Here is a 26,501-nt window from a genome sequence, read left to right on the forward strand (position 1 = left end):
TGCCTACTAGAAATTGCTCAGCACCGAGCTAAATATTTTGTCGACGCTGGCGGGGTCGCGCGCGTCGTAGGCGGCTGCCCGCGACACTTTCGCGATCTGTTCGAGCGTGTCCAGGTCGGCCTCCTCGCCGAAGGCGATACCGAAGATGCGAACCGAGTTCTCCAGGCGGGACCCGTCCAGGTCGCGGAGCAGCTTCGCCCGGTCGTTGTCGGCCGGATACTCGTTGCGCCCATCGGTGAGCAGCACGACCGCGTTGATGCGGTCGGCGTCCAGCCGTTCCCGCATGTACATGTCGGCGGCCCGGGCCGTGTGGTACAGGGCCGTGCCGCCATCGGCGCTCAGCGCCCGGATGATATCGGTGAGCTGCTGCTTCGCGTCACGGATGCGCGACATGGGCAGCCGCTCGGTGTAGGGCTGCGCACCGTTCGGTCGCTGCCCCGAGAACGTCCACAGTGCCACCTCGTCGTCGGGATGCAGCAGGTCGAGGCTCGCGATTGCCGCGTTCTTCGCGGCTTCCAGCTTGCTGATGCCACCGGCCGCCTTCTCCTTCATCGAGCCCGAGACGTCGAGGACGAGCAGCACCCTCGCCTTCTTCCGCAGGTCGTCCCAGCCGGCGAGGATCTTGTCCAGGACCTCTCCGACGGGTGACTGAATCAGGCTGAGCTTCTGCCCGGCCGGGATCTGCAGGGTCTTCGCCAATTCGGGGCCGGCGTTGCCCTGGTGGTCGCGGAAGCCCATCGCCGCGAACGCGGCCTGCTGGTCTGGTTGCTGCAGGAACGCGAGGAAGTCGGCGGCTGCTTCCCGTTGTGCGGCACTGGCCGAAGGCAGCACCACGTACGGGTGGTCGAGCATCAGCGTGCCGTCGCGCGGCACCATCGGCACGAGCGGCACCGTGGGCGCCTTGCCTTGCACCTTCGGGTCGCCGGTCGTGTTGCCCTTGTTGTAGAGGAAGGTGAGCTGCTCCTGATGCACGACGGCGCTCACGTACGACATCGCGGCGCCCTTGGCATCGGCTTCGGCCAAGTTGGGGAGGAACTTCACCGCATCGTCGGTGTAGTGCAGGACGCCGGCTTCGACCCCGCGAACGAAGTTGATCACATTAGGCTGCGTGAGATCGGCCGCCGTCAGCTCGCGGGACAGGCCGGTCGCCGCATAGTACGTGGCCACCGTCGCGGCCAGGCCGGACGTGGACCGGTGCGGGTTGTCCTTGCCGAAGGTGAAGCGCCCCCACTCGGGGTGGCCGTACCGGCCCCACCCCTGAGGATCGGACGCCAGCGCCAGCACGTCGCTCCACCCGAACTCGCGGTTCGGCCAGCCGAACGCCTCGGCCATCGGCTTCGGCATCGAGATGACCAACGGGCTCTGCGCGATCGACGGCATCTGCGTGCCGGCCGCCGGCACCACCTGCTTGCCGCCGGTGGTCTCCCGGTGGCGGGCCAACTCGAGCCACAGCGATGCGGTGGGCGTCCACACCTGCGGTGCCGGCCCACCGTCGCGCTGTTCATCCCAGCCGGCGACGAGCGCCTCCGCCGCCGCGCCGGACGTGAGCCGGTGCACGGTCACCGACGCGCACCGCTTGCCGCCGTACAGCGAGTCGGAGCCGTTGTACCGGTGGGCCAACTCGATCATCAGGTCGGCCTTCTCAGTCGACGAACTGACCTCGATGGGTTCACAGCCGGCTCGCTTGTCGGCGCCCGCCTCCCCGGGGTCGCGACGGAGCACCACGTACGTCACCACGACGGATATCAGACCGACGATCACCGCAATCACCAGCGGCATCCGCGTACGTGGCCCCGCGACAACACCCATCGACGATCTCCTGTTCACGAGAGCCCCGCATCGTAACCGACGGCCACAACACCGCCGCTATCCGCCGGGCGTGGCCGACTGGACCGCCCGCTACGGGTACGCATCGACTCGTAGCGGCCGCCGGCCGCGCAGTCCAGGCGCGAGGCCCTCGCGGCCGCTTCCGGCGGCAGCCGGCCTGGAGTCAGCGGGTGCGGCGGGGGATCACCAGGGCCGTTCCGGTTTCCGGGTCGGGGACCACGCGGCATGGGAGGCCGAAGACGGCGGTCATCAGCTCCGCCGTGACCACCTCCGACGGCGGGCCCTCGGCGAGGATGCGGCCGTCGCGCATCGCGACCAGGTGGGTGGCGTAGCGGGCGGCCAGGTTCAGGTCGTGCAGGACCGCGACCAGGGTGCGGCCGTGGTCGCGATGCAGGTCCGCGCACAGGTCCAGGATGTCGATCTGGTGGGCGATGTCCAGGTAGGTGGTCGGCTCGTCCAGCAGGAGCAGCGGCGTCTCCTGGGCCAGGACCATGGCGATCCACACGCGCTGGCGCTGGCCGCCGGAGAGTTCGTCCACATAGGACGATGCCAGCGACGACACCTCCGTGGCCTCCATCGCCCACGATACGGCGCGCTCGTCCTGCGGGGTCCAGGAACGCAGGGCGCCGCGGTGGGGATAGCGGCCGCGGGAGACCAGGTCGGCGACCGTGATGCCGTCCGGGGCGGTCGCGGTCTGGGCGAGCAGGCCCAAGGTGCGGGCCACCTCGCGGGACGGGCGGGTGGCGATGTCGTGGCCGTCCAGCAGGACCGTGCCGGTGCGGGGGCGCAGGACGCGGGCCAGGGCGCGCAGCAGGGTCGACTTGCCGCAGGCGTTGGGGCCGACGATGACCGTGAACGAGCCGTCGGGGATGGTGATGGACAGGTCCTCGGCCACCGTGCGGGCGTCGTAGGCGAGGGTCAGGGCGGCGGCGCGGAGGCGGTCAGAGGGCACGGGTTCTCCTTGCGAGCAGCCAGACGAGGTAGCCGCCGCCCAGCAGGCCGGTGACCACGCCGACGGGGAGCTGGTGGTCCGGGAAGGCGCGCTGGGCCACCACGTCCGCGGCGAGCAGCAGTGCGGCGCCCATGAGCAGCGACGGCAGCAGGTTGGGGCCGGACGCCCGGGTCAGGCGGCGGGCCAGCTGAGGGGCCGTGAGCGCGACGAACAGGACCGGGCCCGTGGCGGCCGAGGCCGCGGCGGCCAGGAGTACCGCGCCGGCGAGGGCGGTGCGGCGCAAGGCCCGGACGGGGACGCCGAGGGCCGTGGCCGGGTCGTCGCCCAGCTCCAGGATGGCCAGCGGGCGGGCGCAGGCCAGCATCACCGGGGCGACCAGCGCCAGGGCGCCGGCGGACACGGCGGCGTTGCCCCAGCCGCGGCCGTCCAGGCTGCCGGTCAGCCACAGGACCGCCCGGGCGGCGTCGACGATGTCGGCGCGGACCAGCAGGTAGCTGTTGACGCCCGTCAGGATGCCGGCGACGCCGATGCCGACGAGGATCAGGCGGTGACCGTGGCCGCCGCCGCGCCAGGCCAGCAGGTAGATGGCCACGCCCGTGGCCAGCGCGGCCAGGACCGAGCCGGTCGCCACCGCGGTCGTGCCGCCGGCGCCGAGGACGACGGCCAGCAGGCCGCCCGTGGCCGAGCCCTGGGTGAAGCCGAGCACGTCGGGGCTGCCCAGCGGGTTGCGGACCAGGGACTGGAAGACCGCGCCGGACAGGGACAGGGCCGCGCCGGCGCACAGCGCGGTGACGACCCTCGGCAGGCGCAGCTCCCGGACGATGAAGGCGTCCGCGGGGGTGCCGCCGCCCAGCAGGGTGCGCACCACGTCCGGGAGGCTCAACGGGTAGTCGCCGCCGCCGATCGCGATCAGGGCGAGCAGCAGCGCGAGCAGGGACAGGGTCACGCAGACGGCGGCGGTACGGGTGCGGGCCGTCATGCCCGCCGCCGCCGGACGATCGCCAGGAAGCAGCAGCCGCCGGCCACCGCGGTGACCACGCCGACCGGCAGCTCGCCGGGGCGGGCCACGACCCGGCCGAGAACGTCGGAGGCCAGCAGCAGGGCGGGGGCCAGTACGGCGCTGAAGGCCAGCAGCAGGCGGACGTCGGGGCCCGTGATCGGGCGGACCAGGTGGGGCACCATGAGGCCCAGGAAGACGATCGGGCCGCAGGCGGCGGTCGCGGCGCCGCACAGCAGGACGATGGCGACCGCGGCGGCCACGCGGATGCGGCCGGGGTGGGCGCCGAGGGCGCGGGCGGCGTCGTCGCCCAGCGACAGGGCGTTGAGCGGGCGGGCCAGCACGGCGGTAATGAGCACGCCGGCGGCCACGAACGGGGCGATCAGCGCCGCCGTGCCGGGGCGGGCGGCGGCCAGGGAGCCGGCCGTCCAGAAGCGCATCCGGTCCAGGGAGGCCGTGTCCAGCAGCTGCACGGCCGAGACGTAGGCGTAGAGGGCGGCCGTCACCGCGGTACCGCTGAGGGCCAGGCCGCCCGGGGAGGCGCCGCGGCCGCCGGCCACGGCCCAGACCACGACGGACACCAGGGCCGCCCCGCCGAAGGCGAACCAGACGTAGCCGCCGAGGTCGGTCACGCCGAGGTACGCGATGGCGGTGACGACCGCGGCCGAGGCGCCGGCGTTGACGCCGAGCAGGCCCGGGTCGGCGAGCGGGTTGCGGGTCAGGGCCTGCATCAGGGCGCCGGCCAGGCCCAGCGCGACGCCGATGAGCAGGCCGAGCACGGTGCGCGGCAGGCGCAGCTGGCGGACCACGGTGGCGCCGGCGGCCGAGGCGTCGGTGAGGCCGTGCCAGACCTCGCCCGGTCCGAGCGCCCGGGCGCCGATGGCGAGGCTGGCGGCCGCGACCGCGGCGAGGACGCCGACCGCCGCGGCGAGCCGGACGAATGTGCGCAAAGGTACCGCCCTTGACACGATCAACTGAGGTAAGGCTAACCTAAGCGCCGACTAGGAGAAAGGCAACCCACCATGTCCCTGAACGTCTCCCGCCGCGGCCTGCTCGCCGGGGTACTCGGCCTCGGCGCCCTCGCGGCCTGCGGCGACAGCAAGACCGACGGCGGCGGCCAGGCGCAGAGCGACGCGTGGGCGTTCACCGACGACCGCGGCACGAACGTGAACCTCGCGCAGCGGCCGAAGCGGATCGTCGCGTACGTCGGCTCCGCGGCCGCCCTGCGCGACTTCGGCGTCGACGAGCCGCTCGTCGGCGTGTTCGGGCCGATCAAGGCGGCCGACGGCGGCCAGGACCCGCTCGCCGGCGACCTCGACCCGGCCCGGCTCGAGTCGCTGGGCAACGCCTGGGGCGAGTTCAACATCGAGCAGTACGCGGCCCTGCGCCCCGACCTGCTGATCACCAACATGTACGAGCCCGACGCGCTGTGGTACGTGCCGGACGACAGCAAGGACAAGATCCTCGCGCTCGCCCCGAGCGTCGGGCTCAACGTCGCGCGGACCACGCTGCTGAAGGTCATCGAGCGGTACGCCGGGCTCGCCGCCTCGCTCGGCGCGGACCTCGCCGCGAAGCCGGTCGCCGACGCCAGGGCCCGCTTCGAGGCCGCGAGCGACGCCGTGCGCGCCGCCGTGCAGGCCAACGGCGGCCTCAAGGTGCTGGCCGCCTCGGCGAGCCCGGACCTGCTCTACGTCTCGGATCCCAAGGTGTACGCCGACCTGAGCTACTACCAGGAGCTGGGCGTCGAGGTCATCGTGCCCGGCCAGGTCACCGGCGGCTACTTCGAGAACCTGAGCTGGGAGAACGCCGACAAGTACAGGGCCGACGTGATCCTGCTCGACAGCCGCACCTCGGCCCTGCAGCCCAGGGACCTCACCGCCAAGCCGACGTGGGCCGGCCTGCCCGCGGTCACGGCGGGCCAGATCGTGCCGTGGCTGTCCGAGCCGCGCTTCAGCCACGCCGGCTGCGCCGCGCCGCTGGAGACCCTGGCCAAGGCGCTGGGCGGGGCGAAGAAGGTCGCGTCGTGACCTTCGACTTCTTCGACGTGCAGGTGGTACGCCACCGGGCGCTGACCCCCGCCGCGGTCCGCGTCACGTTCGCCGGCCCGGACCTGGACCGGTTCGCCGGCGGCGGCCGGGACCAGCGCTTCAAGCTGTTCTTCCCCCGCCCCGGCCAGGCGGCGCCGCTGGTGCCGCGGGGCGAGGACTGGTTCGGGCGGTGGCGCGCGATGGACCCCGCCACCCGCGGGGTCATGCGCACGTACACGGTCGGCGCCCAGCGCGACGGCGAGTTCGACGTCGACTTCGCGCTGCACCCGGGCGGCGGCCCGGCCATCCGCTGGGCGAGCGGCGTCAGCGTCGGGGACCGGCTGGTCGCGCTCGGCCCGACCGAGCCCGACAACGGCGGCGTGGACTTCCGGCCGCCGCCCGACACCGAATGGGTCCTGCTGGCCGGGGACGACACGGCGGTGCCGGCCCTCGCGGCGATCCACGCGTGGCTGGACCCGGCGCTGCCGGTGCACACCTGGGTCGCGGCCGAGCCGGGGCGCTGCCGGCCCGGCGCCGTGCGCTGCGACGGCGACCTCGTCTCCCCCGTGCGGGCGGCGACCCTGCCGGCCGGCACGCCGTATGCCTGGATCGCCGGCGAGTCGGGCCAGATCCGCGCGCTGCGCCGGCACCTGGTGCAGGAGCGCGGCTTCGACCGGCACCGGGTCACGTTCACCGGGTACTGGCGGCGCGGCGCCACCGAGGACGACCTGATCGCCGAGGCCGCCTAGACTCGGCCCCGTGGGCCAGCGCGTCGCGACGACGGAGACGGGCGACGGGACCCGGGTCGCGTATGCGGTGGCCGGATCGGGGCCGCCGCTGGTGTACGTCGCCGGCTGGCTCTCCCACCTCGAGCTGAGCTGGGCGCTGCCGGCCGAGCGCGCCTACTACCAGGCCCTGGCGCAGGGCCGGACGCTCATCCGGTACGACAAGCCCGGCTGCGGGCTGTCCGAGCGCACGCCGCCGGAGCGGTACTCGATGGCGCAGGAGCTCGACGCGCTGGCGGCGGTGGTGGACGCCGCCGGGGCCGAGCGGTTCGAGCTCATCGGGGCCTCGCTCGGGGCCGCCGTCGCGGCGACCTGGGCCGCGCAGCATCCGCAGCGGGTGGCGCGGCTGGTGCTGTACGGCGGCTGGGCCGACGGCGCCGACGTCGCCGCACCGGAGATCCGCACGCACGTGCTCGGTCTCGTGCGCCAGCACTGGGGGCTCGCGTCCGGCCTGCTCGCCGACATCTTCGCGCCCGACGCGGACGCCGGCACCCGGGCCGCGTTCGTGCGCTACCAGCAGGAGTCGGCCGACGCCGAGACCGCGTGCGCGATGCTCGCCGCGGCCTACCGGGTCGACCTGCGCGACGTGCTGCCGCGCATCGGGGCGCCGACGCTGGTCGTGCACCGCGACCGGGACCGGGCGGCGCCGATCGGCGAGGGCCGGCGGCTCGCCGACGGGATCCCCGGCGCCCGGTTCGCGCCGGTCGAGGGGCGCTCGCACCTGCCGTACATCGGCGACGCCGGCGCGCTGACCCGGGCCATCCGGCGGTTCCTCGGCCTGCCGGGCCGCCACCGCGGTGCCGCGCCCACGCTGACGTCCCGGCAGCGCGAGGTCGCGGCCCTGATCGCCGACGGCTGCACCAACCGGGAGATCGGCGAGCGGCTCGGCATCACCGAGCGCTCGGCCGAGGCGCACGTCGAGCGGATCCGCTACCGCATGGACTTCCGCTCCCGCTCGCAGATCGCCGCCTGGTACGTGGCGACCGCCGCGCCGAACTGAGGTATTTTCCCGCCTGCCCCGGGCCGGCGGCCGCGCCGACGATGGGCGGATGCGTTTGCTGTACGCCGCCATCGCCTACGCCGCCTTCGTGCTCAGCTCCGCCTGGGCCGTCCGGTTTCTCGCCGCCACGATCGACGCGCCGGCCCGGCGCCCGGCCGCGGCCGCGCTCGCCATCGACGGGGCGCTGCTGCTCGTCTTCGCGCTGCACCACTCGATCGCCGCCCGCGACCCGGTCAAGCGGCACATCCCGCCGGCGATCGAGCGCAGCACCTACGTGCTCGTCGCGAGCCTGCTGCTGTTCGCCGTGCTCGGCTGGTGGGAGCCGGTGCCGGCGACGATCTGGCGGGTCGGGGCGCCGTGGTCGGCGGCGTTGTGGGTGGTGTACGCCGCCGGGTGGCTCATCGTCGCCGGTTCGACGTTCATGGTCGACCACGCCGGGTTCTTCGGCCTGACCCGGCCGAGGGAGGGCGGGGTCTCGCGGCGGTGGATGTACAACTGGTGCCGCCATCCGATGATGCTCGGCCTGCTGATCGCGTTCTGGGCCACGCCGCACATGAGCGCCGGGCACCTGTTCTTCGCCGTGGCCTCGTCGGCGTACATCGGGATCGGCATCCGCTTCGAGGAGCGCTCGATGCGGGCCCGGTTCGGCGCCGCCTACGAGGAGTACGCGCGGCAGGTGCCGGCGCTGGTCCCGTGGCGGCGGCCTCAGGAGTCGGCGGGGTCGGTGAGGGCGGGCAGCAGGTCGGCGCCGCGGTAGCGCGCCGGCTCGCGGGGGCCGAGCATCGACGCGAGGCGCTCGACCTCGGGCAGCAGCAGCACGGCGAGGACGAGCTCGCCGAGGCCGACGACCGCGGCCGCGACGATCAGGCCGGGCGCGGGGGCGGCCGCCATCGCGAGCCCGCCGACGACGGCGCACGCGGCGCGCGCCCGCAGGCACCGGCGGGGCAGGCGCGGGTACTGCTGCCCGGCCGCGGCGTCGACGGCGGCGGCGATGCCGAGCGACAGGGCGGCCGCGGCGGCGACGGTGCCGGGGGCGGTGTCGTCGGGCCGGCGCAGCACGATGACGCCGGCCACGGCGAGCAGCGCGGGGCCGGTCTGCATGGCGAGGCTGCCGCCGTAGCGGGCGCGCAGCACCTGGCCGCCGCCGGCCCGCCCGAGCGCGCCGCACAGCAGCCAGGCGCCGACGGCGGCGGGGCCGAGCGCGTGCACCGAGCCGGGCCACAGCAGTGCCGCCGCGGCCAGCAGCACGCCCACGAGGCCGAAGCTCGTCACCGCCCACCAGCCGAGCACGCCGTGCAGGGGCCGCGCGTGGTGGCCCGCGGCGCGCAGGCCGTCGCGCACCTGGTGGGCGTCGGACCTCGCCCGGTCGAAGACGTGCACGGCGGGCCTCCTCGGCATTGGGGGTGGTCTTGTGATTACCCACCATCCGGGTGGCCCGAACACAGCCCTTTCGCCCGGTCGGGTGCGTTCACGGCGGCGGCCAGCCGGCCGACGGCGTGACCCGGCGGTGGGTCGGCAGCGGCCCGACCGGGCGGTCCTCGTACTGCGTCGAGAGCACGATGTGCGTGCGCAGTTCCCCGTGCGTGCCGAGCCGTTCGACGACGCCCTCGAAGTGCGACAGGTCCTTGGCGCGGACCTCGATGAGCGTGCAGTGCTCCCCGGACAGCCGGTGGATCGCCGCGACCTCCGGGTAGTCCGCCGCCGACGTGGTGCGCAGCAGGCATGCGCTCGGGCGGCAGCGCAGCTGGACGAACGCCCGCACCGCCTGGCCGACCGCGGCCGGGTCCACGGCGGCGCGGTAGCCGGTGATGACGCCGGCCTCCTGCAGGCGCCGCACCCGCTCGGCCACCGCCGGCGCCGACAGGTGCACCCGGCGGGACAGCTCGTTGAACGACAGCCGCGCGTCGGCCTGCAGCTCCGCGAGCAGCCGCCAGTCGACGGCATCCGGTTCGTACGATCGTGAAGTCCCCATGCCCGAGCACGTTACGAGCGCAAGGTCGCGCCCGCCGACCGCGCCTCGCCGCCCATGTGCCCGCGGGGCCGGCGTGCCTACGGTTGGCGGGCATGACCTGGTTGTGGATGGCCGCCGCGATCGGCGGCCTCGCGCAGTCCCTGGCCGGCGCGGCCGGCGCGCTGCTGGCCGAGCGGATCGGCGGCCCCGCCGTCGCCGGCCTGCCGCAGGCCGCGCTCGTCGCCGGCTCCGCCGTCGCCGCCTTCGCCCTGTCCGCCCTCACCCGCCGCGCGGGCCGCCCGCGGGCGCTGGCCGCCGGCGCGCTCTCGGCCGCCGCCGGCTGCGCCGCGGTCGCCCTCGCCGCGCACTTCGCGAGCCTGCCGGCCGTGCTGGCCGGGACCCTGCTGATCGGCGCCGGCGGCACGGCGGTGATGCTGACCCGGTACGCCGCCGCCGACCTCGCCGGCACCATGACGGCGGTGCTGACGGCGACCGCGGGCGGCGCGATCGCCGGGCCGCTGCTCCTGCCGGCCGGCGGACCGTACCTGCTCGCCGGCGGCGGCTTCGCCCTCACCGCGCTCTGCTACGCGCGCGTCCGGCGGCCCCGGCCGGGCCCCGCGCCCGCGCCGGCCGCGGCATCGGGACCCGCGAGCCGAGCCGGCCTGGGCGTGCTCACCGTCGCGAACCTCGTCATGGTCGGCGTCACGACCCTGGCCCCCGTCCACCTCGCCCACACGGGGGCGCCGCCGGCCGCGATCGGGGTGGTGATCAGCGCCCACATCGCCGGCATGTTCGCGCCGTCGGCGCTGTCCGCCCGCCTGGTCGCGGCGGCCGGGCCGGCCCGCGCCGCGGTGCTGGGCGCCGCCGCGATGGCCCTGGCCGGCGCCGGCGTGGCCGCCGCCGACCGCCCGGCGCTGCGGGCCGGGCTGTTCCTGCTCGGCGCCGGCTGGAACCTGTGCCTGGTCGCCGGCAGCACCCTGCTCGTCGCCGGCGTGCCGGCGACCGCCCGCCCGCGGCGCGAGGCGTGGGGCGAGATCGGCATGGGGGCGGCCGCCGCGGCGGGCGGCGGGCTGTCGGGCCCGCTCGCCGCGGGGGCCGGCTACCCGGCGCTCGGCTGGATCGGCGCCGCCGCCGCGCTGGCCGTCCCGCTGCTGCTGGCCGGCGCGACGCTTCCGGCCCGCCGCGCGGGCCGCAACGCGGCCGGGGCCACGCAAATACCCCTCCGCTGACGAGTAGGCGCCGCCGTGCCGGGCAACGGACGATATGGGCCGCGACGGTGGGCGCAACCGTCGCCGCGGTCAAGGCCCCGGGCGGAACTGAAGGCCCCGCCCGGGGCCGCCTGGTGCGCGCACGGCGATCACGACCTTGCCCAGGGGCGACGCCGACTCGTAGTAGTGGTACGCCGCCCGGGCCTGCTCGAACGGGAACACGCGGTCGATCACCGGGCGCAGCCCGTGTGCGGCGATCGCCTCGTTCATGGCCAGGAACTGGGCGCGGCTGCCGACCGCCACCGCGCGCAGCGTCGCCGCGGCGCCGAACACCAGCCGCGGGTCCAGCGGCGGCCAGTCCCCCGCCACCGCGCCGACGAACGCGACGTGGCCGTCGACCGCGACCGCGCGCAGCGAGCCGGCCAGGGTGCCGGCGGTGTCCACGATCCGGTCGGCGCCCCGGCCGCCCGTGAGCTCGCGCACCGCGGCCGGCCAGTCCGCCTCGTCGCGGTAGTTCACGACCGCGTCGGCGCCCAGCTCGCGCAGGCGCGGCTCCTTGTCGCGGCGGCCGGTGGTGACGATGACCCGGGCGCCGAGCAGCCGGGCCAGCTGCAGCACGAACAGGGAGACGCCGCCGGAGCCGGTGGCGAGCACCGTCTGCCCGGCGCGGACGCCGCGGCCGTCGCCGGTGAGCGCGTTCCAGGCGGTAACGGCGGCGCACGGGAGGGTGGCCGCCTCGGCGTACGACAGGTGCGCCGGAACCGGCACCAGCGCGGCCGCCGGCACGACCGCCCGCTCGGTGAGCAGCCCGTCGAGGCTGCCGCCGAGCTGGGGCAGCAGCTCGGCCGAGAGCGGCCCGTCCTGCCACAGCGGGAACAGCGTCGCGGTGACCCGGTCGCCCGGGCGCACGCCCGTCACGCCGGGCCCGGCCGCGACGACCTCGCCGGCCCCGTCGGAGACCGGCACGACGCCGGGCTTCACCGGCAGGACGTACGTGCCGCGGGCCACGAGCAGCTCGCGGTAGCTCAGCGACACCGCGTGCACGGCGACCGCGACCTCGCCGGGGCCCGGCTCGCGCGGCGGCTCGGCGCCGAGGGTCAGGCCGTCGATGCCGTCGCCGGAGGTGAGCCGGTACGAGCGGACCATCACGCCTCGATGAACTGGTAGTCGGCGGCGATGCGGCCGTCGGCGGCGAGCAGCAGCACCTCGAGGCCGGTGCCGGCGGCCGGGCCGCCCGCGCGGGGCACCATCTCCCAGCGGAACTTCACCACGTCGCGCAGCCGGTCGGCGTCGCCGCGGGCGCGGAAGACGTAGGCGCCGGGCGCGACGAACTCGTCGTGGGCGCGGGCGACCCGCACGTCGAGCGCGTCGTGGCCGCGGGCCTCCAGGACCGGGTGGTCGAAGCCGATGCCGGCGGCGGCGCGGCGGATCTCCTCCGGCGGCTGCAGCACGTGCACGGCGTCCGGGGCCCACAGTTCGCGGACCGCGGCGCGGCGCCGCTGCGGGTCGGGCTCGTTCCAGACGGCGACATAGGACTCGACGAGGCGTTGCAGCGTGGTCATGGCCCGACTGTGCGGGGGCGGCCCGCGGCCCGGCAATTCCCCCGAGGGAATCGCCGGGCGACTCCGGAAGGGACTAGACAGGACGGGTGGACACAGCGACGTTCGGCGGGGCGCTGCGGGGCTGGCGGACCCGGCGCCGGGTCAGCCAGCTGGAGCTCGCGGTGCGGGCCGGCACGACCCAGCGGCACGTGAGCTTCCTGGAGAGCGGGCGCTCCGCCCCCGGCCGGGCGATGATCATCCGGCTGGCCGAGTCGCTCGACGTGCCGATCCGGGAGCGCAACGAGCTGCTGCTGGCTGCCGGGTTCGCGCCGGCGTACACCCGCAACCGCCTCGACGCCCCGGAGCTGGAGCCGGTGCGCACGGCCCTGGAGAACGTGCTGCGCGGGCACCTGCCCTACCCGGCCGTCGTCGTCGACCGCCACGGCGACCTCGTCTCGGCCAACGCCGCGTTCCACGCGATCACCCGCGGCGTCGCCCCGCGGCTGCTCGCCCCGCCGGTCAGCGTGCCGCGGGTCCTGCTGCACCCCGAGGGCCTGGCGCCGCGGATCGTCAACCTCGACGAGTGGGCGTGGCACATCGTCGACCGGCTGCGCGAGGAGGCCGAGCGCAACCCCGACGACCGGCTGCGGGCCCTCGCCGCGGACCTGGCCGCGCAGGCGCCGCCGCGGCCGGCGGCGCCGGGCCCGCACCACCTCGGGTTCGCGGTGCCGCTGCGGCTGCGCCACGGCGACGGGGAGCTGCGGCTCATCACCACGCTCACCCGGTTCGGCACCGCGGTCGACGTGACCCTCGCCGAGCTGCGCCTGGAGGCGTTCCTGCCGGCCGACGAGGCGAGCGCGGCGGCATTAATGGCGCTCGCCGCGGCGCCGGAGGTGCGAAGCTGACCGGCATGTACCGACCCGTACCGGCCCAGGTCGACCTGGCCGCCCTGGAGCACGACGTCCTTCGGTTGTGGCGTGAGCGCGACGTGTTCGCCCGGACCCTGGCGCAGAGCGCCGGGCGCCCCGAGTGGGTGTTCTACGAGGGGCCGCCGACCGCCAACGGGATGCCGGGGGCCCACCACATCGAGGCGCGGGTGTTCAAGGACGTCTTCCCGCGGTACCGGACGATGAAGGGCTTCCACGTCGCCCGGAAGGCGGGGTGGGACTGCCACGGCCTGCCGGTCGAGCTGGCCGTGGAGAAGGAGCTCGGGCTCACCGGCAAGCAGGACATCGAGGCCTACGGCGTCGCCGAGTTCAACGCGAGGTGCCGCGAGTCGGTGACCCGGCACACCGACGCGTTCGGGCGGCTCACCGAGCGCATGGGCTACTGGGTCGACATGGACGACGCCTACCGGACCATGGATCCGCGGTACATCGAGTCCGTCTGGTGGTCGCTCAAGGAGATCTTCGACAAGGGCCTGCTCGTCGAGGACTTCCGGGTCGCGCCGTGGTGCCCGCGCGACCAGACCGGCCTGTCCGACCACGAGGTGGCGCAGGGCTACGAGACCGTGCGGGACCCGTCGGTGTACGTGCGGTTCCCGCTCGCGTCGGGCCCGCTGGCCGGACGGGCGTCGCTGGTGGTGTGGACGACGACCCCGTGGACCCTGGTGTCCAACACCGCCGTCGCCGTGCACCCCGACGTCACCTACGTCGTGGCCACCGACGGCACCGAGTCCCTCGTGGTCGCCGAGCCGCTGCTGGGCGCCGCGCTCGGCGAGGGCTGGACGGCGACCGGCGAGGCGTTCGGCGGGCGGGAGATGCAGCGGTGGGCGTATGAGCGGCCGTTCGGCCTCGTGCCGATGGAGGGCGCCCACTTCGTCGTCCTCGGCTCGTACGTCACCACCGAGGACGGCACCGGCCTGGTCCACCAGGCGCCCGCGTTCGGCCCCGACGACTTCGCCGTCGGCCGCGCCTACGACCTGCCGCTGGTCAACCCGGTGCGGCCCGACGGGCGGTTCGAGGACGGCCTGGACCTCGTCGGCGGCGCGTTCTTCAAGGACGCCGACGCGGCGCTCGTCGCCGACCTCGCCGCGCGCGGGCTGCTGCTGCGCCGGCAGGAGTACGAGCACTCGTACCCGCACTGCTGGCGCTGCCACACGCCGCTGCTGTACTACGCGCAGCCGTCGTGGTACATCCGCACCTCGCAGGTCAAGGACGCCCTGCTGCGCGAGAACGAGGCGACCAACTGGCACCCGGCGTCGGTCAAGCACGGCCGCTACGGCGACTGGCTGGACAACAACGTCGACTGGGCGCTGTCGCGCAGCCGCTACTGGGGCACCCCGCTGCCGATCTGGCGCTGCGACGAGGGCCACCTCACGTGCGTCGGCTCGCTGGCCGAGCTCGGCGAGCGGGCCGGGCGCGACCTGTCCGGCCTCGACCCGCACCGGCCCCACGTCGACGAGGTCACCTGGGCCTGCCACTGCGGCGCGACCGCCCGCCGGGTGCCGGAGGTCATCGACGGCTGGTACGACTCCGGGGCGATGCCGTTCGCGCAGTATGGCTTCCCGTGGCACAACGCCGAGACGTTCGAGGCGCGCTACCCGGCCGACTTCATCTGCGAGGGGATCGACCAGACCCGCGGCTGGTTCTACACGCTCATGGCCGTCGGCACGCTCGTCTTCGACCGCTCCGCCTACCGCAACGTCGTCTGCCTGGGCCTGATCCTGGCCGAGGACGGCCGCAAGATGTCCAAGCACCTGGGCAACATCCTGGAGCCGATGGCGCTGCTGGACACCCACGGCGCCGACGCGGTGCGCTGGTTCATGGCCGCGGGCGGCTCGCCGTGGTCGGCGCGGCGGGTCGGGCCCACGCTCATCCAGGAGGTCGTGCGCAAGGTCCTGCTGACGTACTGGAACACGGCGGCGTTCCAGAGCCTCTACGCCCGCGCCGCCGGCTGGACCCCGGACCGGACGGTGCCGGCGGCCGGGCGCCCCGCGCTGGACCGCTGGCTGCTGTCCGAGCTCAACGAGCTCGTCTTCGAGGTCGACGCGGCGATGGCGGCATACGACACGCAGAAGGCCGGCCGGCTGCTGTCGGCGTTCGTCGACGACCTGTCGAACTGGTACGTGCGCCGGGCCCGGCGCCGCTTCTGGCGCGGCGATCCGGCCGCGCTGTCCACGCTGCACGAGGCGGTCGTGACCGTGACCCGGCTGATGGCGCCGATCACCCCGTTCGTGACCGAACGGGTCTGGCAGGACCTCGTGGTGCCCACGACACCCGATGCCCCGGATTCGGTACACCTGGACGCCTACCCACGGATCGACCGCTCGCTGATCGACCGCGGCCTGGCCCGGCAGATGGCGAGCGTGCGGCGCCTGGTCGAGCTCGGCCGGGCGGCCCGCGCGGAGGCGGCGGTGAAGACCCGCCAGCCGCTGGCGCGCGTCCTCGTGTCGGCCGGCGCCCTCGACGACCTCGGCCCGCAACTGCTCGAGCTGCTCGCCGAGGAGCTCAACGTGCAGGCCGTCGAGCCGCTGCACGGCTCGCTCGTGCAGACCTCGGCGAAGGCGAACTTCCGCACCCTCGGCCGCCGCTTCGGCAAGCTGGTCCAGCCGATCGCGAAGGCGATCGCGGCCGCCGACGCCGCCGCCCTCGCCGCCGCGCTGCGCGACACCGGGGCGGCGAGCGTGACCGTGGACGGCGAGGCGGTGCCGCTGGAGCCGGACGACGTGTTCCTGACCGAGACGCCGCGCGAGGGCTGGGCGGTCGCCGGCGACGCGGGCCTCACCGTCGCGCTGGACCTGCACATCACGCCGGGGCTGCGCCGGGCCGGCATCGCCCGCGACGTGATCCGCCAGGTGCAGGAGTCGCGCAAGGCCACCGGCCTGGAGGTCAGCGACCGCATCGAGCTGCGCTACCGGCCGGCCGGCGCCGAGACGGCGGCGGCCCTGGCCGAGCACGCGCCCGCGATCGCCGAGGAGGTCCTGGCCACGACGTTCGCCGAGGCCGGGCCGGACGGGCCCGGCTGGCCGGAGCCGGTGGCGCACGAGGCGGCCGGCCTGACGTACTGGCTACGCCGGGTCTGAGGCCGGCTCGGCCCAGCGCGCGGCCGTGTCCGCCACGTAGGTCTCGTAGCTGCGTGGCGGCCGGCCGAGCAGGCGGGTCATCGCCTCGACCTGCGCGGGGGACGTCGGCATGCTGAAGCGGCTCAGCGTGCTGAAGGAGCCGATGAAGTCGGTGCGCTTCTGCCCCTCGAGGCGCCGGCCGAGCCGCTCGCGCCAGTCGGACTCGGGGCCGTGGTAGCGCACCGGGCGGCCGAGCGTGTCCGCCCAGACCTGCGCGGCCCGGGCGCCCGCCACCGACGCCGGCCCGACGAGGGAGTGCCCGCCGGCCGGGAACGCGGGATCGACCAGCGCCCGCGCCGCGACCTCGCCCACGTCGCGCAGGTCGACGCGGTTGATGCCGCGGGGGTGGGTCGGCAGCGGGTAGTCGCCGCCGAGGATGTCCTCGCGGACGACCTCGTCGTTCTGGTAGTAGTTCGAGACCTGGAACAGCACCGGGCGGGTCCGGGAGCGCTCGATCGCCCGGCTGAGGCGCAGCTTCCCGCGGTACTTCGGCAGCATCAGGCTGAACGCGGAGCGCAGCAGGAAGCGCGTGGCGGCGTTGGACGCGTTGGCGTACACGCCGGCGAACACGATGCGCGTGCCGGCCCGCTCGCACGCGGCGATGAACCCGGCCGCCATCGCCTCCTCGGCCGCGTCGTGCGGCGAGACGTACAGCGCCGCCGTCACCCCATCGAGGGCCGCGGCCACCGAGGCCGGGTCGCGCAGGTCGCCGATCGCCGCCTCGACCCCCTCGGGCAGCCGCGCCGCCCGCTCGGCGCTGCGCACGAGCGCCCGCACGTCCGCGCCCCGGGCCAGCAGTCCCGCCACCACCTCCTTGCCGATGCTGCCGGTCGCGCCGGTCACGAGTACCGCCATCGTCGTTCCTTCCTGCTTCGTCGGGTTGTCGCGGCCAGCGTGCGGCGGCCACCTTGACGCCCACTTGGAACCGTCTAGAAGCCCCGGAGTCAAACGGGGCTCAAGCGGCCGGCCCCACGCTCACGGCACCGACACATACGCAGGAGGCACGACGATGGATCAGATCCGGCTGCCGGGCCAGGCGGCGACGGCCGAGGGCCCGAACGACCTGACCGGCATGTTCACGATGCACTGGGGGTTCCGGCGCGACCTGGACCGGTTCGCGGCCGCGGCGGCGGGCACGCCCGTCGACGACCGCGCGGCCTGGCGGGCCCTGGCCGGGCGCTGGGCCGTGTTCGAGCGGGTGCTGCACGACCACCACACCGGCGAGGACGAGGGGCTGTGGCCGGCCCTGGCGGCGCACGTCGAGCGGGCCGGGACGCCGGCCGAGCGGGCGGTGCTGGACGCGATGACGGCCGAGCACCACGGCATCGACCCGGCGCTGACGGCCGTTGCCGAGGGCTTCGCGCGGCTGGCCGCCGGGGCCGGCGCCGAGGAGCGGGCGGCGGTGCACGGGCACGCGGTCGCGGCGCGGGACCTGCTCGCCCGGCACCTGGCGCACGAGGAGGGCGAGGCCCTGGAGCTGGTGCAGCGCTACCTCTCCCACGCCGAGTGGGAGCACATCGAGCGGGTGCACTTCCGGCAGTCCAAGTCGCCGCGCGCGGTGATCGAGCTGCTGGCCTGGGTGCTGCACGACCTGCCGGCGCACGCCGCGGCCCGGCTGTTCTCGGGCCCCGCGAGCGGGTCCGGGCCGCTGCTGCTGCTCTGGCGGGCCTTCCTGCGCCGCCCGTTCGCCCGCCGCGAGGCCGCGGCGTTCCGCTACGCCTGAAGGTGGGCCACGACCGCCTCGACGGTGGCGACGCACGCGACGCCGGGGGTCACGGGGGGCCGGTCCACCACGACGACCGGGATGCGCAGGGCGCGCGCGGCGTCGAGCTTCGCCGCCGTCATCGAGCCGCCGGAGTCCTTCGTGACGAGGACGCCGATGTCGTACCGCAGCATCAGCTCCGTCTCGCCCTCGACCGTGAACGGCCCGCGGTCGAGGACGACCTCGAGCCGCGGCGGCACCGGCGGCTGCGGCGGGTCGACGCAGCGCACGAGAAACCACTGGGCGCCCAGGTGCGCGAAGTGCGCGAGCCCCTGCCGGCCGGTGGTGAGGAAGACGCGCTCGGCGAGCCCGGGCAGCAGCGCCGCGGCCGCCTCGAGCGAGGGCACGTGGCGCCAGCCGTCGCCGGGCCGTTCCGCGAAGCCCGGGCGGCGCAGGACGAGCAGCGGCACGCCGGTCTCGCGGCAGGCGAGCGCGGCGTTGGCGGACATCCGGGCGGCGAAGGGGTGGGTGGCGTCGACGACCACGTCGACGCGCTCCGCCCGCAGGTACGAGGCCAGGCCCGGCGGCCCGCCGAAGCCCCCGATGCGCACCTCCCCCGCCGGCCGCGCGGGGTCGGCGACGCGGCCGGCGAGGGAGGAGATCACGCGGTACACCGGCGGCAGCACCGCGGCCAGCCGGCGGGCCTCCCCGGTGCCGCCCAGGATGAGCACGGTCGGCACCGGGGAAGCGTATCCGCTACGGGTAGCTGACCAGGTTCTCGACCTGGTGGCCGCTGTTCACCGCGGCCCCGGTGCTGTTGATGACGTGCGAGATCGTGCCGGTGCCGCCGAGCGAGACCGTCACCATGTCGTGGAAGCGCACGTTCGCGGTCTGCGGTACCTCGAACGAGTGGCCCAGCACGTTGCTCGGGTTGGTGGAGAAGTAGCAGTAGCTGCCCAGGCCCCACGCCTCGTGCGAGGTGACGTTCGCGGCCACCTTGTACGCCGCCCAGCCCTGCGCCCCGCCGCCGCTCGACCAGCTCGAGTTGTTCGGCACGTCGTAGGGGATCTCGTTCTGGAAGAAGTACGTGCGGCCGCCGTTGCCGTTCCAGATGACCTGGTACTGCTGGTAGTGCTCGACGAACAGGCCGTAGAACGTCACGTTGGCGCCGTTGACGATGAGGCCGTTGGCCGCGGTGTTGGTGTTCCAGCCGACGGTGCCGCCGTTGCCGTGATCCGCCCGCCAGATCCACGCGTGGTCGCCGATCACGTTGTTGCTGTTGATCTGCAGGCTCACGGTGGCCTTGCCGACGGTCGCGCCGCCGATGCGGAAGAACACGTCGTGCAGCGACGTCGGGTTGCCCGAGTGGTCGGCCGACGAGCCGTTCGGGCCGACCTGGAGCAGGACCGGCGAGTTGACGGTGCCGGCGTCGAACAGGATGCCGGCGAGCTTCACGCCGTCGACGTCGGCGACGCTCATCGCGGTCACGCCGTTGTCCGGCACGATCGTGGCCAGGCCGAGGCCGAGCACGACGGTGTCGGGGCGGGTGATGCGGATCGTGTCGCTGACGTGGTACACGCCCGGCGTGAACAGCAGGTTCTGCCCGGCCGCGAGGGCCGCGTTGATCGAGGCCGCGGTGGCGCCGGCCTTGACGATGTAGAACTGGCTGATCGGCAGCGAGGAGCCGGCGGTGCTGCCGCTCTGCCAGCTGTTGCCGCTGGAGTTGGTCCGCAGCGCGGGCACGAACACCTGGTAGTTGCCGTTGCCGTCGACGTACAGGAACGGCTTCTCCCGCACGACCGGCGTGTTGCCGACGTTCGTGTACGGCGGCGACGGGAAGCTGGTGCCCGGCGCGCCGCTGTCGCCGACGAACACCATGTTCCAGTTGGACCCGGACCAGCTGCCCATCGCGGAGTTGCGGGTGATGAACTGCTGCTGCGAGCCCGAGCGGATCTGACCGTCGATCTTGCTGTCGGAGATCCAGCCGCCGGAGGACCAGCCGCCGTCGTCGAGCTGCAGGTTGCCGCGCACGTGCATGCGCCGGTACGGCGCGGCCTGCGACACGGCCCAGCGGTCGCTGCCGCCGGTGGGCGTGACCGACAGGTTCTCGGCCGAGCGCCAGAAGTTCTGCGTCGCGTTGCCCTGGAACCAGTCCGCCTCGGCGTGCACGGCACCGTTGATGGTGACCTGGTCCGGGGACAGGCCGAGGCCCGCGACCTGGGTGTAGAAGCCGACGTTGGCGTCGACGTTGTACGTGCCCGGCCGGAACAGCAGGGCGTAGCGCTGCGAGCCGAACTGGTTGCTCTGCTGGGAGTTGAAGACCGAGTTCAGCTTGCTCTGGATCGTCGCGGCCGACATCGACGGGTCGAAGATCGACACGTTGGGCCCGAGGTCGGGGTTGCCGTTGTTCGGCGGGTTGGACGTCGGCGGGTTGCTGGTCGGCGGCGTCGTGCCGCCGGGCAGCACCCACTTCTGGTTGGCGCTGGCGAAGCAGTCCCAGATCTGCAGCGGCGTGCCGTCGGCCGAGCTGGGGCCGGTGGCGTCGAGGCACTTGCCGAGCGCGCGCAGGGTGCCGTCGCTGTTGCGCGACCACTGCTGGGCCGCGGTGCCGTTGCAGTCGTAGATCTGCACCTTCGTGCCGTTGGCGCTGCTGGCCGCGGCCACGTCGAGACACTTGCCGAGCGCGCGGATCGTGCCGTCGTCGCCGACGGTCCACTGCTGGGCGCCGGTGCCGTTGCAGGTGTACAGCTGTACCTGGGTGCCGTTGGCGGAACTGGCCCCGGCGACGTCGACGCACTTGCCGCCGTAGCCGGTGATCTGGCCGACCGTGGCGGCCGACGCGGTCGTCATGGCCGCGATGCCGATGCCGGTGGCGGCCAGGACGGTCGCCACGACGGCGAGGCCGATCCTGAGGCGGGGCCGCCGCCTGGTTCGAGTGGGGGTCACTGCGGGTCCCTTCTGGGCGGGCGCCCGCTCGCGGACCCGGGTCGGGGTTGGGTCCGGGGCGGGCGAATCTGTGAGGTTGCCTTACAGATTGCCGAGAGGCTATGCCCGCCCCGGTCCGCGCGTCAATATAAGACTTAAATTAAGGTTCTGGCCTGCGAATTTAAGGTCAGGCCAGGATCTGGCCGGCGCCTCCGGCCGTCTCGTTGACGGACTCCAGCCACGCCTTCATGTCGATGCTCGTCAGGCCCGTGCCGCCCACGACCACGGTGTTGCCGACGATGAGCGTCGGGTACATCGTCGCCTCGTCCTGCGCGTACGCCTTCGCCGCGTTGGCCGCCTTGAACTCGACGTACATCGCCTGCTGCACGCGGTGCGGCATCGCGTCGCCCTTCTTGGCGTAGCAGTCGAACTGCTTGAAGCTCGCCACCGCGGCGCGGTACTTCGCGTCCACGCCCGTGGAGTTGGCCTCCCACTGGCCGATCGGGCAGTCGACGTCCTTGGTGAACAGCTCGCCGGTCAGCTTGCCGACGGTGGCGAAGCTGAGCTTGCCGGCCTCGCCGGACGCGGCGGGCTTGGCCGAGCCGGACGGCTTCGCGTCACCGGACGGCTTGGCGTCGCCGGACGGCGCGGCGGACTGGGCCGCGGCCGGGGCGTCGGTCTTCTTGTCGTCCTTCTTGTCGTCGCCGCAGGCCGCGGTCAGCAGCAGGGCGGAGCAGGCGACGGCGAACACGGGCAGCAGACGCTTCATCGGGATTCGTTTCCTTTATGAGGTACCGCGTAGAGGCACGCGATGCAGGCGGTGGACGACTGCGAACCTATGCGCGCCCGGCCGCCGTTGAATCCCGGATGTATGCCACCCGACAACTATCGTGTGCTACGTCACCCCTGAGGGTGCCCCCGGCCGTCCGCTTACCGAGAGCACCCTGCTTCAGGGCGACGCGTTGCGCGTCGTCGCAACGCATCTGTTAAGTAGCTTTCCAGATAGAGGGCAGGCTATGACCAGATCCATCACACGTCAATAAAAGACGCGAAAAAAGAGTCGTCGTTAAGGTCCGCTTGAGCTACGCCCGTCCCGCCCGCACGGCGGCGACGGCCTCCTCGGGGCGGCCGTGCTCGATCAGGAGCATGGCGAGCGTCGCGCGCACCCGGCGTTCCGGCGACGCCGACAGGACCTCGATCGCCTCGTCGAGCCGCCCGGCGGCGGCCAGCAGCTCGCCGAGGCGTTCGCGGGCGAACCCGGCGTCCAGGTCCGGCTCCGCGCGCAGCAGGGCGATCGCCTCCCCGGTGCGCCCGCACCGCGCGAGGATCTCGGCCCGGTCCATGCCCCGGCCGGCCAGCGCGAGGGCCTCGCCGGGGCGGCCCAGGTCGACCAGCATCTCGCACAGCGGCCGCAGGTAGTACTCGGGCTCGGCCCGCGCGGCCGGGCGCAGGACCGCCACCGCCTCCTCGGTGCGCCCGTGCCGCTCCAACAGGTCGGCCACCACGCTCCAGTTTCCGGCGGTGGCGAGCGGTTCCAGCGCCGCGACGGCCTCGTCGACGCGGCCGTGCTCCTCGTGCCAGCGCGACAGCCGCACGGCGCCGAACGCCCCGCCGTCGCCGGCGGCCCACTCGGCCAGCGCCGACGGGTCGTGGCGGGCCAGGATGTCGCTGATCCGCTCGGCGTGGCCGACCTCGTACGAACCGTCCGGGCGCAGCCATCCGCGCAGCAGGATCACCGCCTCCGCCGCGCGGCCCTGCCGCTGCAGGACGTCGGCCAGGAACTGCTGGCAGTCCCCGTCGCCGGCGTCGGCGTGCGGCCGCAGCACCCGCTCGAGATCCTCGTCGGCCCCGATCTCGACCAGCACGTCGGGCACCTCGGCGACGTGGGGGCGCAGCAGGGCGAACGCCTCGTCGCGGCGGCCGGACCGGGCCAGCAGCCGCGCGAGCTGGGTCAGCGCGGGCCGGTCGCCGGCGTCGGCGAGCGGGCGCAGCAGCGCGAGGGCCTCGTCGAGCGCGCCTTCCTCGGCGCGGGCGTGCGCGAACCGGCGCACCGCGTCCGGCAACCCGGTCGCGGCGAACGGGCGGAGCACCTCGGCCGCCGCGCCCGGCTCGCCGCGCGCGAGCAGGTGCCGGTGCAGGGCGGCGGCGCAGCTGTAGTCGCCCGCCCCGGCCTCGCGGCGCACGATCGCGTCATGGCCGTGCTCGAGGAGGGCCTCGGCCACGTCCGTCCCGAGGCGGCCGCCGGCGCCGGCGGGGGTCACGGGCGGGAGGCGCGCCGCAGCAGCTCGGCCATCGGGAGGGTGGCGGCGCCGAACGCGACCGCGTCCGGGCCCAGCTCGCACAGCTCGATCGAGACCTGGCCGAACGGGTGCTCGAGGGCCTGCTCCCGGGCGGCCTCGCGGATCTGGGGCAGCACGCGGGCGCCCAGCGCCAGGCCGGCCCAGCCGCCGAGGACGACGCGCTCCGGGTTGAACAGGTTGACCAGGTTGCCGATGCCGGCGCCGAGCATGCCGGCCGTCTCGGCCAGGGTCTCCTCGGCGGCGGGCGTGCCGGCCGCGACCAGGGCGGCGATGTCGGCGATCTCGCCGTCCGTCGTCGGCACGCCGGGGTCCAGGGTGCGGTACCGCGACAGGATCCCGTCCGATCCCACGTACGCCTCCAGGCAGCCGCGGGCGCCGCAGCGGCACTGGCGGCCGCCGTACACGACGGTGGTGTGGCCCCACTCGCCGGCGCTGCTGCTGGCGCCGCGGTACACGGTGCCGTTGGTGATGACGGCGGCGCCGACGCCCGAGCCGACCAGCACGATGACGGCGTTGCCGGCGCCGCGGCCCGCGCCGAACCACATCTCGGCCTGGCCCTGCGTCTTGGCGCCGTTCTCGACGAACAGCGGCGCGGTGATGCCGCGCTCGCGGAGCAGGTCGTGGAAGGAGACGCCGCGCCAGCCGAGCGTCGGGGCGTACACCCGCGGGGGGTCGGATTGTTCGACCGTGCCGGGCACGCCGATCCCGATGCCGAGCACGGCGGCGGGGTCGACGCCGGCGAGGACCTCGCGGATGCCGGCCTCGAGCTGGCCCGCGACGGCGGACGGGTCGGGGCGCGAGGAGGGCAGCGGCTCGTCGACCGTGGCCAGGCGGCTCATCGCCAGGTCGAACAGCTCGACCTTGACGCCGGTCTCGCCCACGTCGGCGCCGACCAGGCGGCCGAAGTCGGGGTTGACCCGCAGCAGCACGCGCGGGCGGCCGCCGTCGGACTCGATCTGGCCGGCCTCGATGATGATGCCCTCGTGCAGCAGCTCGGCGGTGACGCTCGAGGCGGTGGCGGCGCTCAGCCCGGTGATGCGGCTCAGGTCGTGCCGGCTCAGCGGCCCGCGGAAGAACAGCTCCGACAGCAGCGTCGACCGGTTGCGCCGGCGCATGTCCCGGGTCGTCGCGCGCTCGGCCTCGATCCGCACCACCGCAGTCCCGTCCTCCCCGTGCTCCTTGGTTGGCGACTCCTCGGGTGACGATGTTGTCACGCGCACCGATGCGCGTCGACACCGAGGGGTCATCGCCGCCGGCGGGCCCGCCGCGCCACGCCGGCCACCAGGCCCACCGCCACCACGACGAACGCGCCGGTGAGCAGCGCCACGCGGGCCCGGCGGTCGGTGACCTCGCCGGCCGCGACCGGGGACGGGGACGGGGCCCGGGACGACGGCGCCGGAGCACTCGTCGCCGGTTTCGTGATCCGGTACCGCAGGATGCTCACCGGCCCCGGCTGGTCCGACACCGTCAGCAAGCCCGTTCCGTCGGGCGTGTAGGCGATGGCCTCGCCCTGCGGCTCGCCGGGCAGCGGGGTGACCCGCGGGGTGCCGGTGGTGATGGCCGCGGCCACGTCGCCGCGGGTGACGTCGAACTCGTAGGCGTCGGAGTAGGTGCGCAGGACCGCGCGCGTGCCGTCGGGCGAGACGGCGCCCCCGGTGATGAGGGCGCTGCCGAAGAAGCCGAACGGGTTGTCGGTGCCGCTGTGCGAGGGCGTGAAGTGCCCGACCAGCGTCAGCGGGGCACCCGCGGCGTTGTCGGTCGGCAGCGGGGTGTCCAGCCGGTACACCTCCCCGCTCGGGTCCTTCGTCACGATCACGGGCCGGCCGGCGCCGTCGACGAGGAGCGCCTCGGCGTCGCGGGGGACCCCGTCCGGGTACCGCAGCCGATGGATCTTCATGGTCTTCGCCCCCGGCTGCAGCGTCCACAGCGCGATGGTGTCGCGGCGCTTGCCGGAGCCCCCGGTGAGCGGGCTGTTGTCGCCGATGTCGGCGACCCAGACGACGCCGCTCGAGTCCACGGCCAGGTCCTCCGGGTCGCGGGCCGTCGTCGGGTAGCCCACGCTCCTCGTGACGGAGCAGTCGGGGCCGAGGTAGAACACGCGCATCTTGCGCGGCTCGGGGTTGGAGTCGTTCTCCACGATGTATCCGCCGCCCGGCAGCGCGGCCAGCCCCGACGCCTCGACGACGGCCGGGTCGGTGATGCGGCAGACCTCCTGCGCGTCGCTCGCGCGCGCCAGCGCCGGCGCGGCGGGCCACGCGACGACGGCGGCGACGACCGCCACGATCACCGCCCACCGCATGGCTCCAGTCTCGCAGAGCGGCGCCCGGCCGCCCGCTTTGATGACGCAGCGTCGTCCGAACGGCTCCATAGCGTAACCGACACGTCCGTGAAAGCATGTTTAGAACGTGGCGCACATATGGCACATTTCGGACATGAAGACATGGGGGAACCTGACGGCGGCCTCGGCCGCCGCCGCGCTGCTGCTCGGCGCCGGGGCCGCGGGGCCGGTGACCGCCGCGACCACGGGCGACGCGGCCGGCCCGAGCACCGCCGGCGCGACGGACGCGGCGCCGGTCGTCATCGCCCGGTACAGCTTCGACAGGGCCAAGCCCGGTGGCGCCGTCGCCGACGACTCCGGCCACGGCCACACCCTGACCCCGTCGGCCGGCCACGGCGGCCGGATCAAGCTCGCCGCCCGCGCCGCCGGCCACGCCGCATCGTTCCCGGCCAAGTGCGGCAGGAGGACCGCGGCGAAGAAGTGCCCGCACGCGGTCCTGCAGGCGCCGGACGCCCCCGAGCTGAACCCCGGCGCGGCCCCGATCCGCTACGGCGCGACGGTCCGCCTGGCCAGGCGGCAGACCGGCTCGGGCGAGAACATCCTGCAGAAGGGGTACTCCGCCTCGGGCAGCCAGTACAAGCTGCAGGTCGACGGCGCGGCCGGCCGCCCGAGCTGCGTGATGAGCGACGACGTGGTCCGCGGCATCCACGTGGCCCGCTCCGACGTCTCCATCGCCGACGGCCGGTGGCACACGCTGGAGTGCCGCCGCTCGGGCCCGGCGCTGACCCTGCTGGTCGACGGCGCCGTGCACGCCACGGCGGAGATCCCGGCGACGCTGACGATCACGAACGCCGTACCGCTCAGCATCGGCGGCAAGGGCGACGGCGCCGACAACGACCAGTTCCACGGCGCCGTCGACGACGTGTGGATCGCCCTGGGCTAGCC

At 74.7% G+C, this 26,501-nt stretch carries 24 protein-coding genes; 9 read left to right on the forward strand and 15 right to left on the reverse strand.

Annotation, left to right across the window (positions count from 1 at the left end; all coding sequences use genetic code 11):
* Positions 1 to 6: 6 nt before the first annotated feature.
* The 4 genes from ACQEVU_RS36630 to ACQEVU_RS36645 form a co-directional block, all read right to left on the reverse strand.
* Entirely contained in the window at positions 7 to 1,761 is a 1,755-nt protein-coding gene (locus ACQEVU_RS36630) for a substrate-binding domain-containing protein (protein WP_433331845.1), read from the reverse strand.
* Positions 1,762 to 1,990: 229 nt separating this feature from the next.
* Positions 1,991 to 2,749 carry an ABC transporter ATP-binding protein gene (locus ACQEVU_RS36635; protein ID WP_433335220.1) on the reverse strand — a complete coding sequence of 253 codons (759 nt, stop codon included), beginning with the start codon at positions 2,747 to 2,749 and terminating at the stop codon, positions 1,991 to 1,993.
* A 19-nt stretch (positions 2,750 to 2,768) separates the two neighbouring features.
* Complete coding sequence (locus ACQEVU_RS36640) at positions 2,769 to 3,758, reverse strand: FecCD family ABC transporter permease (RefSeq protein WP_433331847.1); 990 nt, start codon at positions 3,756 to 3,758, stop codon at positions 2,769 to 2,771.
* The gene (locus ACQEVU_RS36645) at positions 3,755 to 4,726 is read right to left on the reverse strand and encodes a FecCD family ABC transporter permease (RefSeq protein ID WP_433331849.1); all 972 of its coding nucleotides are present in this window, start codon (positions 4,724 to 4,726) and stop codon (positions 3,755 to 3,757) included. Before ACQEVU_RS36645 ends, ACQEVU_RS36640 begins: the two co-directional genes overlap by 4 nt.
* A gap of 72 nt (positions 4,727 to 4,798) precedes the next feature.
* On the opposite strand from ACQEVU_RS36645, the gene ACQEVU_RS36650 reads away from it, so the two are divergent.
* From ACQEVU_RS36650 to ACQEVU_RS36665, 4 genes are read left to right on the forward strand one after another with little or no spacing between them, the layout of a single operon-like run.
* Positions 4,799 to 5,803, forward strand: a complete 1,005-nt coding sequence (locus ACQEVU_RS36650) for an ABC transporter substrate-binding protein (RefSeq protein WP_433331851.1) — start codon at positions 4,799 to 4,801, stop codon at positions 5,801 to 5,803.
* Positions 5,800 to 6,552 carry a siderophore-interacting protein gene (locus tag ACQEVU_RS36655; RefSeq protein ID WP_433331853.1) on the forward strand — a complete coding sequence of 251 codons (753 nt, stop codon included), beginning with the start codon at positions 5,800 to 5,802 and terminating at the stop codon, positions 6,550 to 6,552. The genes ACQEVU_RS36650 and ACQEVU_RS36655 overlap by 4 nt, the downstream gene beginning before the upstream one ends.
* A 10-nt stretch (positions 6,553 to 6,562) precedes the next feature.
* A complete protein-coding gene (locus tag ACQEVU_RS36660) occupies positions 6,563 to 7,588 on the forward strand; it encodes an alpha/beta fold hydrolase (RefSeq protein ID WP_433331855.1) in 1,026 nt (341 codons plus the stop codon).
* 49 nt (positions 7,589 to 7,637) lie between these two features.
* Complete coding sequence (locus tag ACQEVU_RS36665; RefSeq protein WP_433331857.1) at positions 7,638 to 8,345, forward strand: methyltransferase family protein; 708 nt, start codon at positions 7,638 to 7,640, stop codon at positions 8,343 to 8,345.
* Here the strand turns inward: ACQEVU_RS36665 and ACQEVU_RS36670 are convergent.
* On the reverse strand, positions 8,294 to 8,968 hold the full coding sequence (locus ACQEVU_RS36670; RefSeq protein WP_433331859.1) for a hypothetical protein: 675 nt from the start codon (positions 8,966 to 8,968) through the stop codon (positions 8,294 to 8,296). The two genes, ACQEVU_RS36665 and ACQEVU_RS36670, sit on opposite strands and share 52 nt — an antisense overlap.
* A gap of 88 nt (positions 8,969 to 9,056) precedes the next feature.
* Positions 9,057 to 9,560 (reverse strand): Lrp/AsnC family transcriptional regulator, encoded by a 504-nt coding sequence (locus ACQEVU_RS36675; protein ID WP_433331860.1) that lies wholly within the window; start codon positions 9,558 to 9,560, stop codon positions 9,057 to 9,059.
* Positions 9,561 to 9,652: 92 nt separating this feature from the next.
* Between ACQEVU_RS36675 and ACQEVU_RS36680 the strand changes: the two genes are divergently transcribed.
* Positions 9,653 to 10,768, forward strand: coding sequence for a hypothetical protein (locus ACQEVU_RS36680; protein WP_433331862.1), 1,116 nt, complete (start codon positions 9,653 to 9,655; stop codon positions 10,766 to 10,768).
* 69 nt (positions 10,769 to 10,837) lie between these two features.
* On the opposite strand, the gene ACQEVU_RS36685 is transcribed toward ACQEVU_RS36680, so the two are convergent.
* Positions 10,838 to 11,893 (reverse strand): zinc-dependent alcohol dehydrogenase family protein, encoded by a 1,056-nt coding sequence (locus tag ACQEVU_RS36685; protein ID WP_433331864.1) that lies wholly within the window; start codon positions 11,891 to 11,893, stop codon positions 10,838 to 10,840.
* Entirely contained in the window at positions 11,893 to 12,309 is a 417-nt protein-coding gene (locus ACQEVU_RS36690) for a hypothetical protein (protein WP_433331866.1), read from the reverse strand. The genes ACQEVU_RS36685 and ACQEVU_RS36690 overlap by 1 nt, the downstream gene beginning before the upstream one ends.
* An 86-nt stretch (positions 12,310 to 12,395) precedes the next feature.
* Here ACQEVU_RS36690 and ACQEVU_RS36695 point away from each other — a divergent pair, with 86 nt between their 5' ends.
* Both ACQEVU_RS36695 and ileS read left to right on the forward strand, forming a co-directional pair.
* Positions 12,396 to 13,193 carry a helix-turn-helix domain-containing protein gene (locus ACQEVU_RS36695; RefSeq protein WP_433331868.1) on the forward strand — a complete coding sequence of 266 codons (798 nt, stop codon included), beginning with the start codon at positions 12,396 to 12,398 and terminating at the stop codon, positions 13,191 to 13,193.
* A 5-nt stretch (positions 13,194 to 13,198) separates the two neighbouring features.
* Positions 13,199 to 16,312 (forward strand): isoleucine--tRNA ligase, encoded by a 3,114-nt coding sequence (ileS, locus tag ACQEVU_RS36700; protein ID WP_433331870.1) that lies wholly within the window; start codon positions 13,199 to 13,201, stop codon positions 16,310 to 16,312.
* Here the strand turns inward: ileS and ACQEVU_RS36705 are convergent.
* Complete coding sequence (locus ACQEVU_RS36705; protein ID WP_433331872.1) at positions 16,298 to 17,206, reverse strand: SDR family oxidoreductase; 909 nt, start codon at positions 17,204 to 17,206, stop codon at positions 16,298 to 16,300. The two genes, ileS and ACQEVU_RS36705, sit on opposite strands and share 15 nt — an antisense overlap.
* Before the next feature lie 154 nt (positions 17,207 to 17,360).
* Between ACQEVU_RS36705 and ACQEVU_RS36710 the strand changes: the two genes are divergently transcribed.
* The gene (locus ACQEVU_RS36710) at positions 17,361 to 18,074 is read left to right on the forward strand and encodes a hemerythrin domain-containing protein (protein WP_433331874.1); all 714 of its coding nucleotides are present in this window, start codon (positions 17,361 to 17,363) and stop codon (positions 18,072 to 18,074) included.
* Here ACQEVU_RS36710 and ACQEVU_RS36715 read toward each other — a convergent pair.
* The 6 genes from ACQEVU_RS36715 to ACQEVU_RS36740 form a co-directional block, all read right to left on the reverse strand.
* Positions 18,065 to 18,793 (reverse strand): cobalt-precorrin-6A reductase, encoded by a 729-nt coding sequence (locus ACQEVU_RS36715; RefSeq protein ID WP_433331876.1) that lies wholly within the window; start codon positions 18,791 to 18,793, stop codon positions 18,065 to 18,067. The genes ACQEVU_RS36710 and ACQEVU_RS36715 overlap by 10 nt on opposite strands.
* Before the next feature lie 16 nt (positions 18,794 to 18,809).
* The gene (locus tag ACQEVU_RS36720; RefSeq protein WP_433331878.1) at positions 18,810 to 20,999 is read right to left on the reverse strand and encodes a ricin-type beta-trefoil lectin domain protein; all 2,190 of its coding nucleotides are present in this window, start codon (positions 20,997 to 20,999) and stop codon (positions 18,810 to 18,812) included.
* A 166-nt stretch (positions 21,000 to 21,165) separates the two neighbouring features.
* Complete coding sequence (locus ACQEVU_RS36725; protein WP_433331880.1) at positions 21,166 to 21,747, reverse strand: hypothetical protein; 582 nt, start codon at positions 21,745 to 21,747, stop codon at positions 21,166 to 21,168.
* Positions 21,748 to 22,060: 313 nt separating this feature from the next.
* The gene (locus ACQEVU_RS36730; protein ID WP_433331882.1) at positions 22,061 to 23,239 is read right to left on the reverse strand and encodes a hypothetical protein; all 1,179 of its coding nucleotides are present in this window, start codon (positions 23,237 to 23,239) and stop codon (positions 22,061 to 22,063) included.
* On the reverse strand, positions 23,236 to 24,492 hold the full coding sequence (locus tag ACQEVU_RS36735; protein ID WP_433331884.1) for an ROK family protein: 1,257 nt from the start codon (positions 24,490 to 24,492) through the stop codon (positions 23,236 to 23,238). The genes ACQEVU_RS36730 and ACQEVU_RS36735 overlap by 4 nt, the downstream gene beginning before the upstream one ends.
* Positions 24,493 to 24,521: 29 nt before the next feature.
* Positions 24,522 to 25,577, reverse strand: coding sequence for a hypothetical protein (locus tag ACQEVU_RS36740; RefSeq protein WP_433331886.1), 1,056 nt, complete (start codon positions 25,575 to 25,577; stop codon positions 24,522 to 24,524).
* A gap of 133 nt (positions 25,578 to 25,710) precedes the next feature.
* On the opposite strand from ACQEVU_RS36740, the gene ACQEVU_RS36745 reads away from it, so the two are divergent.
* Positions 25,711 to 26,499, forward strand: a complete 789-nt coding sequence (locus ACQEVU_RS36745; protein WP_433331888.1) for a laminin G domain-containing protein — start codon at positions 25,711 to 25,713, stop codon at positions 26,497 to 26,499.
* Positions 26,500 to 26,501: the final 2 nt, after the last annotated feature.

This window comes from Dactylosporangium sp. CA-139066 (assembly GCF_050936175.1).
Classification (GTDB): Bacteria; Actinomycetota; Actinomycetes; order Mycobacteriales; family Micromonosporaceae; genus Dactylosporangium.

Bases quoted from the DNA above. Each gene is read 5' to 3' on its own strand.
- ACQEVU_RS36640 (WP_433331847.1), bottom strand. From the start codon at position 3,758: ATGACGGCCCGCACCCGTACCGCCGCCGTCTGCGTGACCCTGTCCCTG.
- ACQEVU_RS36650 (WP_433331851.1), top strand. From the start codon at position 4,799: ATGTCCCTGAACGTCTCCCGCCGCGGCCTGCTCGCCGGGGTACTCGGC.
- ACQEVU_RS36665 (WP_433331857.1), top strand. From the start codon at position 7,638: ATGCGTTTGCTGTACGCCGCCATCGCCTACGCCGCCTTCGTGCTCAGC.
- ACQEVU_RS36675 (WP_433331860.1), bottom strand. From the start codon at position 9,560: ATGGGGACTTCACGATCGTACGAACCGGATGCCGTCGACTGGCGGCTG.
- ACQEVU_RS36680 (WP_433331862.1), top strand. From the start codon at position 9,653: ATGACCTGGTTGTGGATGGCCGCCGCGATCGGCGGCCTCGCGCAGTCC.
- ACQEVU_RS36685 (WP_433331864.1), bottom strand. From the start codon at position 11,893: ATGGTCCGCTCGTACCGGCTCACCTCCGGCGACGGCATCGACGGCCTG.
- ACQEVU_RS36690 (WP_433331866.1), bottom strand. From the start codon at position 12,309: ATGACCACGCTGCAACGCCTCGTCGAGTCCTATGTCGCCGTCTGGAAC.
- ileS (WP_433331870.1), top strand. From the start codon at position 13,199: ATGTACCGACCCGTACCGGCCCAGGTCGACCTGGCCGCCCTGGAGCAC.
- ACQEVU_RS36705 (WP_433331872.1), bottom strand. From the start codon at position 17,206: ATGGCGGTACTCGTGACCGGCGCGACCGGCAGCATCGGCAAGGAGGTG.
- ACQEVU_RS36710 (WP_433331874.1), top strand. From the start codon at position 17,361: ATGGATCAGATCCGGCTGCCGGGCCAGGCGGCGACGGCCGAGGGCCCG.
- ACQEVU_RS36725 (WP_433331880.1), bottom strand. From the start codon at position 21,747: ATGAAGCGTCTGCTGCCCGTGTTCGCCGTCGCCTGCTCCGCCCTGCTG.
- ACQEVU_RS36740 (WP_433331886.1), bottom strand. From the start codon at position 25,577: ATGCGGTGGGCGGTGATCGTGGCGGTCGTCGCCGCCGTCGTCGCGTGG.
- ACQEVU_RS36745 (WP_433331888.1), top strand. From the start codon at position 25,711: ATGAAGACATGGGGGAACCTGACGGCGGCCTCGGCCGCCGCCGCGCTG.